We start from the raw sequence: 12,551 nt of genomic DNA, 5'->3' as shown, positions 1-12,551 counted from the left end.
TTCCTCGACACCTCCCGATCGGCGTAATGCCGGTCACATCTTCGGGACCCGCCGTGATTGCGGCGACTTTGCAGCGCACTATTCTTCCAGCAAGCAGGGCCAGGGCACGAGCCGTTGGGCGCCTCGCGGGCCTAGCATCGGGCACACGGACACCAGCGGGGCAATTCGGCCAGCGGCCCCGCCTGTGCAAGCCCCGAGGAGGCCCCCATGAAGCACCAAACCCCCGAACAATTGCGCGAAGCTGCCGCCATCGTCGCGGCAAATCCCATCACTAGGATGACCCGTCGCGAGCGCCTCAGCCGTTGGGCCGATCTGCTCGATCGGCACGGCGGTCCGCTGGAAGCGCTGTATCGCATTGAGTATCTGCCCGAGGACGAGCGCCGCGCCTATCGTGGCGGCGATACCACCCCGCTCGCCCTCGCCTACCGCGACCCTGTCCTGCTCGGCGACGGCCTCACCGGCAACACGCTCGGCGACGCGATGGACTACTTCGAGATGACTGACGAGGACGCCCATCACCTGCTCTGCGATTGCCACTACATGGGCTCGCTCACCGGCCACAACCTGGCAGCACGGCTCCGCCGCTATGCCGGAGGCGGCGGCGTCATGGCGTGGGCCGGCAGCATCTTCGGCGCCCACTCCGGCTGAATAGCCGCCCACGCGCGAGTAGATGAGGCGGCTCTGGTGTACGGCCGCCTCTTCTTGCCCACCACGAAGCGCCGCCGGCCGGCCCCCGCAGCGGCTGCCCTGGTCGGCCCCTAGGACATCCACGCCCTCTCGATCGGCGCAATGCCGGCCACCAGGTCCCGCGCGAAGAAGGCCTGCGTGTGCGGCGTCTGCATGTGCAGGTCCAGCGCCGCCTGGTCGGCGAAATCCTCGATCAGCAGGAACGAGTGCGCCCGGTCCAGCGCCTGGAAGAAGCCGAACTCATCGCAGCCCGCCTCAGCCGCCGTCGCCTGCTGCAGCGCCAGCAGCGCCTCGCGCATTTGCTCCGCCACTCCGGGCTTGGCCTCGATCCGCACCACGCGCCTGATCTTCGTCATTCTGCAGTCTCCGTTTTGTAGATGCGCGCAGTTTGCATCGCGCCGCGGATGTGCAAAATCTGGCAATTACGTGCACCGGCTGTGAGAAATTTCCCAATGCTCGACTGGCAGGATCTCCGCCATTTCGTCGCCCTGGCTGATGCCGGCACCCTGTTGGGGGCGGCGCGCGTCCTGCGCGTCGAGCACGGCACCGTGGCCCGCCGCGTTGCGGCGCTGGAATCGGGGCTCAACCAGAAGCTCGTCGACCGCCGCTCCGGCCGCTACATCCTCACGGGGGCCGGCGAGCGCGTCGCGGCGTCGGCGCGGCGCATGCTGACGGAAGCGCTCACGCTCGAGCGCTCGCTCTTCGCCGAAAGCGGGACCGCTGCAGTGGAGGTGGCCGTCAGTCTGCCACCGGTGATCGCCTCCCACCTCGTCGCGCCACGCCTCGACCGTTTCCGCCCCACGCATCCCGATCTCCACCTGCAGCTGCTCGGCGAAACCCATGCCGCTTCGCTCACGCGGCGTGAGGCAGACATCGTCCTGCGCCTCTCCCGCCCCGACGATCGCTCGCTTGTCGTCCGCCGCGTCGGCGAGGTGACGTACCGCGCCTATGCCGCGCCGGACTACCTCGCCACGCACCCCGTCGCCGACCGTGGCTTCATCGGCCTCAGCCATGAGCTCGACGAGGCGCCCAACCAGCAATGGTTGAAGCAGCTCGCCGGTGATCGCCCACTGCTACTCCGCAGCAACGACCTCGTCACGCAATGCGCCGCGGCGCAGGCCGGTGTCGGCGTCGCCGCGCTCCCGACTTTCCTTGCCCGAAGCATCGGGCCCGAGCTGGTCGAAGCCGACCCTGCATCGTTCCGCCGCGACGCCTGGATCGCCTTCCACCGCGACCTCCGCGGCGCTCCCCACGTCAGTGCCGTCGTGGCATTTCTTGCCGAGTGCATGCGCGGCGCGTAGCCTATGGCCGTTGGAAGGTCTGATATTCCGCCTCGCCCGCCCGCTCGAACACCTGGATATTGAGCCCACCCGGCGTCGTGTCGTTCCGCAACGCCCGCATCGCCGTGGCGACCCCGCCGTCGGCGAACAGCTTGTGGCCCGCACCAACGATCACCGGCGCCACGACCAACCGCAGCTCATCGACGATCCCGGCCGCCAGCAGCGACCCAGCAAGGCTTCCGCTACCGTGGACTTGCAGCTCGCCACCTTCACGGTCCTTCAGCTTTCCGACCTCATTGAGGATGTCGCCCCGCAAGATGGTCGCCGGCCCCCACGCGGTGGTCCCGAGCGTCGAGGACGCCACGTATTTCGGCAGGCTGTTCATCATCAAGCCGATCGCATCGTCCGGCTTGTTCATCTCCGGCCAGTCCCGCGAGAAACTCTCGTATGTCCGGCGGCCAAGCAGCAGGCCTCCCGCCTTCTGCAGCCACTCCCTCGCCTGGTCGAGAAACACCTGGTCGAGATACGGCACGAACCAGCCACCGCGAGAAAAGCCGTCGCTGCGATCCTCCTCCGGGCTCCCCGGCCCCTGATATACACCGTCCAGCGACACGAACGTCATTACGACCAGTCTCATTTCGATCTCCAACACTTTGCCTTTCGGCTAACTATCAACGCAAGACAGTTAGCGCAACGGCTAAGTGATGCAGGCTCTAAAATACTTAGCCATTGCGCTAAGCATGCCCCGGTGCTAGGCGTCGGAAATGCACGCAGGCACCGAGCAACTGAACGGCATCTTCCAGGCCCTCGCCGATCCGACGCGGCGAGCCATCCTGCGACGCCTGGGCTCTGGCTCAGCCGGCGTGGGCGAACTGGCGCAACCATTCGATATGGCCTTGCCCTCGTTCATGAAGCACATCACCGCCCTCGAGCAGAGCGGTCTGATCCGCACCTCCAAGTCCGGCCGGGTCCGCACCTGCACCATCGAGAAGGCAACCTTCGACGCAATCGAGGACTGGCTGAGCGACCAGCGCAAGCTGTGGAGCAAGCGCACCGATCGCCTTGAGGCCTTCGTCACCAGGGAACAGCAGCCGTGACTGAACCGATCGACCCGGAACGCGACCTCATCATCGAGCGCTTCATCCGCGCGCCAAAATCCGCGATCTGGGAGGCCTGGACCCAGCCCCGCAAGTTCGAGCAATGGTGGGTTCCGGAGCCTGCCAAATGCCGCGCCGTCCGCTTCGAGGTGGTCCCCGGCGGCCCGCTGGTCACTGAAATCAGCGAAGCCGGCCAGCCCTTCGCGCCGCACATGAACGGCTGCTTCCTCCTAGTCGAGCCGGAGCAGCGCCTCATCTTCACCGACGCCCTGCTCGGCGGCTGGCGCCCCGCCCCCAGCAGCTTCATCACGGCGGAAATCGCGCTGCACGCCGTCGACGGCGGCACCCAGTACAGCGCCCGTGTCATGCACAGCGACCGCGCCCATCGCGACAAGCACGCCGAACTCGGCTTCTACGACGGCTGGGGCACCGTCATCGGGCAGTTGGCAAAGTTCGTCGAAACGCCAGCCAGCTGACTCCCGCGGCCGCCCCTGTTCCCATTCCGTTCCTCTCGTGCTAGCGTTCCGCTACGCCGCTACTGACAGAGTCTGACAGCGCACCTATCTATGGTGCTCGCTGCCGACGCCAGCTGTACGAGATCGCCATGCCCTCGCAGAAGAAGCCCGCCACCACCGAGTTTTCCATCGACGACTTCCTCGGCGAGATCGAGAAGGCGGAGGATGAGCGGCTCAACAAGCGCCTCCCCCAGGAGCGGCTGAAGAACAAGCGCGCCCTGGACAACGCCGCCCGCCGCGCCGCCGAAGCCGCCGGCACCGGCATCCAGCCGCTAACGCCCCAGCCTGTCGAAAAGCCGAAGAAAACCGCCCGCAGCGCCGCCACTGGCATGCAGCTCAAGGCGCCAAAATCCAAGGCCAACTCAGTCGATCGCCCGGATTTCGGCGGCATGGGCGAATCCGACCAGGCCGGCTTCGGCCACCTGCCCTCCGGCCGCGTCACCGCGCGCGACATCTCCCGCCAGGCCGCCAAGGACCCCGAGGTCATGGAGCAGCTGCGCGAGGCGCTGGAGACCTCCAAGAAGAAGGTCAAAGCCAAGAACATGCCCGGCCAGTCGCTGGCCGGCGCCCAGACCGTCGGCATCTCCGCCACCGTGAAGGCCCTCGAGGACATCATCCTCCACGGCCGCAAGGAGGTCGAAGGCAACAAGGAGTGGAAGCCCCACCGCCCCGCCCCGCGCGACAAATCCGAAGGCGGCGTGCCGTTCAAGCTCGTCACCAGCTACGAGCCCCGCGGCGACCAGCCCACCGCCATCGCCGACCTCGTCGAAGGCGTCGAGAACGGCGAGACCGACCAGGTGCTGCTCGGTGTCACCGGCTCCGGCAAGACTTTTACCGCCGCGCAGACCATCATGCGCACCCAGCGCCCAGCCCTCATCCTCGCGCCCAACAAGACACTGGCCGCCCAGCTCTATGGCGAGATGAAGTCGTTCTTCCCCGACAACGCCGTCGAGTACTTCGTCTCCTACTACGACTACTACCAGCCCGAGGCCTATGTCCCGCGCACCGACACCTATATCGAGAAGGAATCGACCATCAACGAGCAGATCGACCGCATGCGCCACTCGGCGACGCGCGCCCTGCTCGAACGCGACGACGTCATCATCGTCGCCTCGGTCTCCTGCATCTACGGTATCGGCTCGGTCGAAGACTACACCGCCATGACCTTCGACCTGCGCAAGGGCCAGAAGGTCGACCACCAGGAACTGCTCCGCTCCCTCACCCAGCTGCAATACAAGCGCGGCGACACCGGCTTCGTCCGCGGCACCTTCCGCGTCCGGGGCGACACGGTGGAGCTATTTCCGGCGCACTATGAAGACGCAGCCTGGCGTATCACCCTGTTCGGCAACGAGATCGAGTCCATCTCCGAATTCGACCCGCTCACCGGCAAGAAGAGCTCCGACCTGCTCTCCGTCCGCATCTTCGCCAACAGCCACTACGTCACGCCACGCGCCACCCTCACCGGCGCCATCAAGGAGATCCGCAAGGAGCTCGCGGCGCGCCTGCAGGAGCTCAACGGCGCCGGCCGCTTCCTCGAGGCCCAGCGCCTCGAGCAGCGCACCCTGTTCGATCTCGAAATGATGGAAGCCACCGGCTCCTGCGCCGGCATCGAGAACTATTCGCGCTACTTCTCCGGCCGCAAGCCCGGCGAGCCGCCGCCGACGCTGTTCGAATACCTGCCCGACAACGCCCTCGTCTTCATCGACGAAAGCCACGTCACGGTCGGCCAGCTCGGCGCCATGTATCGCGGCGACCTGCGCCGCAAGGCCACCCTCGCCGAATACGGCTTCCGCCTGCCCTCCGCGATGGACAACCGCCCGCTCCGCTTCGAGGAGTGGAACGCCATGCGCCCCCAGACCGTCTACGTCTCCGCCACCCCCGGCGCCTGGGAAATGGAGCAGGCCGGCGGCGTCTTCGCCGAGCAGGTCATCCGCCCCACCGGCCTCATCGATCCTCCGGTCGAGATCCGCCCCGCCAAGACCCAGGTCGACGACGTCGTCGACGAGATCCGCCAGGTGGCGAAGGCCGGCTACCGCACCCTCGTCACCGTGCTCACCAAGCGCATGGCCGAGGATCTCACCGAGTACATGCACGAGCAGGGCATCCGCGTCCGCTACATGCACTCCGACATCGACACCATCGAGCGCATCGAGATCATCCGCGATCTCCGCCTCGGCGCCTTCGACGTCCTCGTCGGCATCAACCTGCTCCGCGAAGGCCTCGACATCCCCGAATGCGCCCTCGTCGCCATCCTCGATGCCGACAAGGAAGGGTTCCTGCGCTCCGAGACCTCGCTGATCCAGACCATCGGCCGCGCCGCGCGTAACGTCGACGGCAAGGTGATCCTCTACGCCGACAACATCACCGGCTCCATGGAACGTGCCATGGCCGAAACCAGCCGCCGCCGCGAAAAGCAGACCGCCTACAACGTCGCCAACGGCATCACCCCGCAGTCGGTCAAGTCGAACATCAAGGAGATCGTCGACTCGATCTACGAGCAGGACCACGTCACCGTCTCGATCGGCAAGGGCAAGGACGGCAAGGAAAAGATCCAGGTCGGGGCAAACCTCGCCGCGGTCATCAAGGACCTCGAACGCGAGATGCGCGAAGCCGCCACCAACCTCGAATTCGAAAAAGCCGCCCGCCTCCGCGACGAAGTCAAACGCCTCCGCGAAATGGAACTCGACGCCCTCGACGCCAACCCCGCGGACTAGCGCCGGCCCCCTTCCTTCACCCTCCCCCTAGTGGGGAGGGTGGCGCAGCTAGGCGCCAGCCGTAGCGAAGCTAGGGTGGGGGGAGCCCCTCGCGCCGCCCCTCACCGACCCCCTCGCCGCCCTCGCAACCTCATACGCCCGCTCGGCCCACCGCACGAGCTCATCCGGATCATCGGCAATCTCTCCCGGCAGCGCATAGTAACTGGCGACCGTCACCGTCCCCGATCGCCCACTATAGACAAACGCCGTCGCGTCCAGCGCCTCGAACGCCGGGCGCGTGTCATCGTCCACCCGCAGATACAGTGTCCCCTTCATCACGAACCCGAACTGCACCCCCTCGCACTTGAGCCCGGCGCCGCCGAAGAACCGGCCGACCTCGACCGGGCCGATGCCAACCATCTGCGCGGCCAGCTCCAGCGCCCGCTCCCGCGCCGATCCCGGGCTCACCGCAACTCGTCTCCGCCGGATGCGTGGAAGAAGCCGCTGATCGCCTGGAACTTGCCGTCCTCCGCCAGCGTGCTGAAGCTGGTGCCGGTCTGCAGCGCCGCGCCATCCGGCCCCTGCAACGTCCAGTGCGAGATGCTGCGGCCGTGATGGTGCAGCACGGCGCGGATGTGGAACGCGCCGCCCGGCGCGCTCTGCTGGAACCCGCCCATATAGGCCGAGAGCGCCGCCTGCCCTTCGATCAGCCCGTTCGGGTCGCAATAAGTCACGTCCTCGGCGAGGCATGCGGCCAGTTCGCTCCCCCGGGCCTCGGCGTCAAGCGACCAGATCGCGGCGTAGCGCCTCCAAAGAGTTTCAGGCGTCATGTTGCTTACCTTCCAGGTTGTCGAATTCGTCATTGATCATGGCGGCCAGCGCCGCCTTGTCCGAGCCGACCCGGACCAGGACGAGAACGCCCTGATAGAGCGCCAGCAGTTTCGTGCTCGCGCTTGCCGGCTTCACGCCGCTGCGCAGCAACCCGGCGCGATGCGCGGTGGCCAGTCGATCGGCGAATGTGTCCGAGAGAATGCGCAGCCCTTCGGCGACGCCGGGATGCGCCATGCCGCTCCCGCCGAACTCGATGGCCGCATTGGTGATGAGGCAGCCGAACGCTTCGCCATTGGCCTCCTGCAGCAGCGTCAGGAACAGCTGCCTGACACCGCCGAGCCCCGCCGCTTCCGGCGCATATTGCGCGATGCGGCCGCCGAGCACCGCCCGGTTGTAATGGGCAAACGCAGCGTCAAACAGCCCGGCCTTGTCGCCATAGCCGTGATAGATGCTGCCGCCCTTCAGCCCCGTCGCCTGTTCCAGCTCCTTGATCGAAACCGCGCCATAGCCGCGGCGCCGGAACGCCCCCATCGCGCCGGCCAGCACCGCATCCTCGTCATATTCCCGGGAACGCCCCATGCTCGCAGCCACCATTCTTGATTGATCATTTTAAAATGACCGATCAAGAATCGCCTGTCAAGCTAGCCTGCATGCACTGGCCCCTTGCGGGGCTTCGAGCCGTGCCGAAGGCAAAATCGCTCCAGTGGAGCGATTTTAGGTGAGAAGGCCATGAGAGCTACGCTCGAATGGCTGGTAGGCAGCTAGGCGACAGTCATGGCGAAGCTAGGGGGAGAGCCTCGCTCCGACGCCTCAGCTCTTGCCCCCTACCCAACCGCTGCCACCGCGCTACTATCCGCGGACATTTGGGGGATCACTCATGCTTCGCTTCCTTGGCGCCATTGCCGTCGCCACCACGCTTTTGCTTTCGCCCGCCCTCGCCGAAACCGATTGGGCCAAGTACGGCAGCTTTTCGAAGACCCGCTGCGAAGACCCCAAAACCATCGCCGACATCAAGGAATCGACCAAGGGCCTGGAGTTCAACGACGGCGGCGGCCGCGCCTTCGCCCTGGCGAGCAGCGTGAAGATCACCAAGTCGCGCACCATCAAGGCCACCGCCACCATGCTGGTCTGCCAGCTCACCATGCGCACCATCGAAGCCGGCGAACCCAACCTGTACAACGCCCGGCATACGGTGTGGCTGGAGAAGAACGGGCAGTGGAGGACGCTGTTCCAGCCGAATTACTAGGCGGTCAGACGAGCGGTCGACGTTAGAAAAACGAGAGGAGAACTTGATCAGCGTGTCAGGCCTACCAACGCCCCATGATTTGCGCTAACTACATCGGCCGGCGGATGAATTTATTCTGCAGAGGTTGCCTTGTTCGACAAAGAATCTGGTCTCATCGACGAAGAGGTATACCGGCTTGTGTCAGAGTTGCTGAAACGCAAGAACGCCACCCTCATAGATCCCGAAAATACCTTCAATTATTCGCATGGGCGAAGTTGGACACACGTGGACGCTGCCACCGGAAAAGAGAACTTCGGAGAGTTCGTTGAGCATCACACTGAAGTGTCGATATCAACAGACAAGATACTCAACAATGACGCGTCCGTAATTATCGACTTCGTGCAGCAGATGGCTGAACAGATGCACGCGCAGTTCGCTCGTTCTGTGTACGAAATGGTCGGGGAGGCAGCCGAAAGCGTCGGTAATGTCGCGCACATCGAGCAGAACCCCGAGCTAACCGGCTCCGAGGACGCCGCGGAGGTACGTCGGGGCCTCAGCGCGCTGCTCGAGAAGCTTGAGCTTGGGGTCGACGAGTACGGTGCCGTATCGTATCCGCAGTTGCACATTCACCCCAGCAATCAACGTATCATTGGCGCCCTGCAAGTTCCGGACACCGAGGAAGAAGCGATTCGGGTGGACGAGTTACTGAGGCAGAAGGAGGCAGAGGCGATGGGACGCGAGGCTGAGCGTCTACGGCGCTATCGCAGAAAATGAGTCGCAGCCTCATTGCCGTTGGATGTAACACCTACGATCACATCCGTCCGCTATCCGGTGCCGAGCACGATGCCAGCCGCATCGCCAGCTTGTTGATCGGGTCTGGCCGATATGATTATCGCACCGACAAGAGCACCGTGCTCCTGTCCCCCACTACCTCACAACTTCGCGATGCTGTTACGGAGTTGTATGAGCGAGCGCCGACCGAAGTCTGCCTGTACTTCGCGGGGCATGCGGAAAGCAGGGATGGTCGGTTGTATCTGAAATTGCGGGATACACAGGACAGCATACTGCCCGCAACCTCGATTAGCGCCGGCGACTTGCTCGATCTGATCGTTCAAATTCCGTCCTTGCTGCAACTCAACGTAATTATTGACGCATGCAACGCGGGAGGACTGGCTGTCGATCTAGCGCGAGTACTCGGAGAGCGAGCTCAGAAATCGCTCGGCGCGACCAGCATTTCGATCTTGGCTGGCGCCGGCCCCGATCAGCCCGCGCGGGAAACCCCAGGAGGAGGGCGGCTAACCTCTGCGATCACGGAGATACTAAGCGGCGCAGTAGTGATTCAGCGGTGGAGTCCTTACTTCGAAATGTCACAGATTGCGGAGGCAATTTCACGCCTGCCAAATGTCGCATCGCAGTCCCCTTCATACTGGGGAATGAACATCAGGGGCGCCAACCCGCTGTGCGCAAACCCGGTTTTTGATCCGGCCTCGGCGATTGTTGCCTCGCCTGAGTCGTATTTCGTAGGCAACGTTCCATTGTCTGCCGAGCAACTTGAGGTGGTTCGCCACTTCTTGCATCGCCTGCAAGCGGAGGGTTATCAGCCGGAACTTCTGCGGCCAGTCCAAAAGGCGATCTCATCCCTGCCTGACAACCAGCAGGTTAGTGTCTTCTTGGGCCTTTCCGAAACTGTAGAGTTTTACGAGAGGGATCGGGCTCAATGCCCACCGGACCGAGAGATCATGCTGGCGCAGTCGCTACTTCCATTGGCCAGCTCTGGCGCAGTCAAAGCAATCTTCGACCTTCAGTCTAAGCGACTCGTGTCGAGGTCAGTTGAACGACTGATCGCCCTTAAGGGTGAGTTGATTGTCGAACCACGAGCACTTGTCAAAGGCAGATCGAGCTTCGGATCTCTGTTCTTTCTACCCGTGCGCGTAGCTTTGCTGCTGGGGTGGATAGGGTTTTGTGCGGACCGCACCTTAGACGAGGTACATCTTTCTGAGCTAAAGCAACTTTCGGAAATAGTAATAACCAACTACAGGAACGTTCTCGTTGCCGTGGACGACCGGCAAGCATCGGGCATCTTTTGCTTTGTGGTTTCCGCATTGAAACTCGGATGGAACGACCACATCAGTGCTGTCATCAATAAGATGTTCATTGATGTCCTTCGTACACACGGACAAGTAGCAAAATACAACGCAACGGCAGCCGAACGACTACATTACCTCCTACATCGCTACGACGCAGCAAAGCTAGTCGGCATCATTCAGAAGCCAACAGAGCTTGTCTTCGCCTTACTTGTTTTTGGCGCGATCATTGGCAAGGACGGAGAGTGGGATAAGCACCTATTCACGATTGACCACCTAAGCATAAATGCATATGTCGCCTCATCACCTTTGCTATTTGGCGAAGAGACCATGATCGACGGTCGGAACATTTCAATGGCTGTTGGAGAACAGTTCTCCACCCTCGCTGATCTACGAAAGCTGATCCGAGATCTGACGGCCACCGATGCTATGATCGAATGGAGTTCCCATCCGGCGATAGACGCAATGTCGCTGACGCTACCCGACCGAGTGAATTGGGCGAAGCTGATTAAGTACCTGTCATCTGGTGAGATACAGATGTTCAAACCGCACCTGCGCATCTCTGTGGAGGACGCCACGACAGGCGTCCAAACCGTCATCTACGAGGAACCGGGAAGCGCCTAAGCAGCGGCAGGTCTCTGAGAGTCCGCTCACAGCCCGCAGGCCCCAGCCTCCCCCTTTATCCCCGCCCCCTCACCCTCGTGCACACTCCGCTGTTTCCACCCCAGCAGGAGCCACCGATGCACCGTCCTCCCATCGATCCGCCGCACCACGACACCGGCCCCGTGCCCCATCTGCAGCGTCCGGCGCGCGAGCACATTCCGCACACCACGCACGACAAGGCCGCGCTCTATCTCGTCATCGCGCCCCACATCAGCGCGCTCGCCGATGAGCTCTGGGCCCTCACGATGAAATCCTCGGGCCTTGCCGCTGAGCCGGCGGTGATCGCCCTCGCCGCCCGGCTGCTGCGCGAGGCCCAGCGGCTGCTGCGCGGCGAGCCCGGCGCCGGTCACATCGGCCTCGTCTTCGCCCCGCCCATGCTGCTCCACGCCCTCGCGCTGGGCATGCGCCAGTTGGCCCGCGCCGTCGCCGGTTTTCGCGCGCGCTACTACGGCCACAACCCGCTCACCGGCGGCGACGCCTGGGCCGTGTGTGACGCCTTTGGCAACCCCGACGCCCGCTGGCTCGGCCCCCGCGCCCTCACCAGCCTCGACGGCGAGATCAGCGAGCTCAACCTGATGACCGCAGAAATCATCCGCACCCACCTGCTCCGCCTCGCCGGCCACAGCAACACCCCGCTCCCGCCAACCCTGCAGCGCCCCAACCCCGAGGACGACCCGGAAGCCGCCGCCGCCAAGCCACCCGAACCGCCTCCGACGCCCACCAGCACCACCCGCTACGACAACCGCCGCCGCCAGGTCCGCCTCGTCCGCCAAACCGTCCGCCGCACGCTCCCGGCAGCCCCGCGGACCTGAGCCGGCACCGACGGCCGGAGCGGTTGGCTTAATCGCGTCCACTAACGGCACTCGATGCAGGTGTGAGCGTCTCCTCCCCCCTTGCGGGGCTTCGAGCCGCGCCGAAGGCAAAATCGCTCCAGTGGAGCGATTTTAGGGGAGAAGGCCTTGAGAGCTATGCTCGAATGGCCGGGACAGGGTGGGGGGTACGTTTCCCGCACCAGCCCATCCCCAGCTCGGTTCAGTAGCCACAAACAAAACTTATCCCCGCTCCCACCACCCCCATTACCCTCCCCTCACCTGCTCGCGCTGGACGGAATCGCGAACGAACGATGCGTGGGTGGGGATCGGGTGGAGTGCGGGTCGCCGTGCTCCAGGCCCAAATCCGGCCGGCCGGGCTGCACCACAGCCAAGCCGCCAGCAAACGCCGGGCGGGTCCTGTGACGGACCTGCCGATGGCCAGGCGCCCGGTCACACGGGAGCCCGGACCGGTCTGTCTGGAAACGTCCGGGGCTCGCCCCGAGGATCTGGATCGGCAGGCTCGGAGCCGAGGTCAGGCGATGCGGCATCGGGAAGTCCCGAAGCCCGCCGGAGATAAGCCCAAAACCCCGATCGGCCGGCGAGGCGATGCCTCGCACTACCATTGCGGACTACCGCTCGAGGCAAAGCCTCGCCGGCCCCGTCC

Annotated in this window: 14 protein-coding genes; 9 read left to right on the top strand and 5 right to left on the bottom strand. The window is 64.3% G+C overall.

All coding sequences use genetic code 11. The features are described 5' to 3' along the window. The first annotated feature begins 207 nt into the window (after window positions 1–207). Window positions 208–648 (top strand): hypothetical protein, encoded by a 441-nt coding sequence (locus tag AC1DWU_RS04905; protein ID WP_477148846.1) that lies wholly within the window; start codon window positions 208–210, stop codon window positions 646–648. Window positions 649–758: 110 nt separating this feature from the next. On the opposite strand, the gene AC1DWU_RS04900 is transcribed toward AC1DWU_RS04905, so the two are convergent. Further along, window positions 759–1,043: a putative quinol monooxygenase gene (locus tag AC1DWU_RS04900; RefSeq protein ID WP_477148845.1), complete on the bottom strand. Its 285-nt coding sequence runs from the start codon at window positions 1,041–1,043 to the stop codon at window positions 759–761. Window positions 1,044–1,139: 96 nt separating this feature from the next. Between AC1DWU_RS04900 and AC1DWU_RS04895 the strand changes: the two genes are divergently transcribed. After that, window positions 1,140–1,988: a LysR family transcriptional regulator gene (locus AC1DWU_RS04895; protein WP_477148844.1), complete on the top strand. Its 849-nt coding sequence runs from the start codon at window positions 1,140–1,142 to the stop codon at window positions 1,986–1,988. A 1-nt stretch (window position 1,989) separates the two neighbouring features. Here AC1DWU_RS04895 and AC1DWU_RS04890 read toward each other — a convergent pair whose 3' ends face one another. After that, complete coding sequence (locus AC1DWU_RS04890) at window positions 1,990–2,604, bottom strand: dihydrofolate reductase family protein (RefSeq protein WP_477148843.1); 615 nt, start codon at window positions 2,602–2,604, stop codon at window positions 1,990–1,992. Between the two features lie 127 nt (window positions 2,605–2,731). Between AC1DWU_RS04890 and AC1DWU_RS04885 the strand changes: the two genes are divergently transcribed. The 3 genes from AC1DWU_RS04885 (at window position 2,732) to uvrB (ending at window position 6,293) form a co-directional block, all read left to right on the top strand. After that, the gene (locus AC1DWU_RS04885) at window positions 2,732–3,064 is read left to right on the top strand and encodes an ArsR/SmtB family transcription factor (protein ID WP_477148842.1); all 333 of its coding nucleotides are present in this window, start codon (window positions 2,732–2,734) and stop codon (window positions 3,062–3,064) included. Then, window positions 3,061–3,540 carry an SRPBCC domain-containing protein gene (locus tag AC1DWU_RS04880; RefSeq protein WP_477148841.1) on the top strand — a complete coding sequence of 160 codons (480 nt, stop codon included), beginning with the start codon at window positions 3,061–3,063 and terminating at the stop codon, window positions 3,538–3,540. Before AC1DWU_RS04885 ends, AC1DWU_RS04880 begins: the two co-directional genes overlap by 4 nt. Before the next feature lie 368 nt (window positions 3,541–3,908). Further along, window positions 3,909–6,293, top strand: a complete 2,385-nt coding sequence (uvrB, locus tag AC1DWU_RS04875) for an excinuclease ABC subunit UvrB (RefSeq protein WP_477149062.1) — start codon at window positions 3,909–3,911, stop codon at window positions 6,291–6,293. A gap of 48 nt (window positions 6,294–6,341) precedes the next feature. Here the strand turns inward: uvrB and AC1DWU_RS04870 are convergent, their stop codons facing one another. Genes AC1DWU_RS04870 through AC1DWU_RS04860 form a run of 3 tightly spaced genes read right to left on the bottom strand, consistent with a single transcriptional unit; the run spans window position 6,342 to window position 7,682 of the window. Further along, window positions 6,342–6,692: a TfoX/Sxy family protein gene (locus AC1DWU_RS04870; protein WP_477148840.1), complete on the bottom strand. Its 351-nt coding sequence runs from the start codon at window positions 6,690–6,692 to the stop codon at window positions 6,342–6,344. 44 nt (window positions 6,693–6,736) lie between these two features. Continuing rightward, complete coding sequence (locus AC1DWU_RS04865) at window positions 6,737–7,102, bottom strand: nuclear transport factor 2 family protein (RefSeq protein WP_477148839.1); 366 nt, start codon at window positions 7,100–7,102, stop codon at window positions 6,737–6,739. Next, window positions 7,092–7,682, bottom strand: coding sequence for a TetR/AcrR family transcriptional regulator (locus AC1DWU_RS04860; RefSeq protein WP_477149061.1), 591 nt, complete (start codon window positions 7,680–7,682; stop codon window positions 7,092–7,094). Before AC1DWU_RS04860 ends, AC1DWU_RS04865 begins: the two co-directional genes overlap by 11 nt. Before the next feature lie 298 nt (window positions 7,683–7,980). Between AC1DWU_RS04860 and AC1DWU_RS04855 the strand changes: the two genes are divergently transcribed. From AC1DWU_RS04855 to AC1DWU_RS04840, 4 genes are all read left to right on the top strand, one after another. Next, complete coding sequence (locus AC1DWU_RS04855) at window positions 7,981–8,349, top strand: hypothetical protein (protein ID WP_477148838.1); 369 nt, start codon at window positions 7,981–7,983, stop codon at window positions 8,347–8,349. A gap of 129 nt (window positions 8,350–8,478) precedes the next feature. Beyond that, complete coding sequence (locus AC1DWU_RS04850; RefSeq protein ID WP_477148837.1) at window positions 8,479–9,102, top strand: hypothetical protein; 624 nt, start codon at window positions 8,479–8,481, stop codon at window positions 9,100–9,102. Continuing rightward, complete coding sequence (locus tag AC1DWU_RS04845) at window positions 9,099–11,036, top strand: caspase family protein (RefSeq protein ID WP_477148836.1); 1,938 nt, start codon at window positions 9,099–9,101, stop codon at window positions 11,034–11,036. Before AC1DWU_RS04850 ends, AC1DWU_RS04845 begins: the two co-directional genes overlap by 4 nt. Window positions 11,037–11,152: 116 nt before the next feature. Next, window positions 11,153–11,887, top strand: coding sequence for a hypothetical protein (locus AC1DWU_RS04840; RefSeq protein WP_477148835.1), 735 nt, complete (start codon window positions 11,153–11,155; stop codon window positions 11,885–11,887). The last annotated feature ends 664 nt before the right edge of the window (window positions 11,888–12,551 follow it).

The organism is Devosia sp. P2_G7, assembly GCF_056403495.1.
The sequence above is the reverse complement of the archived record's forward strand: the minus strand, read 5'-3'. Positions and strand labels throughout refer to the sequence as shown.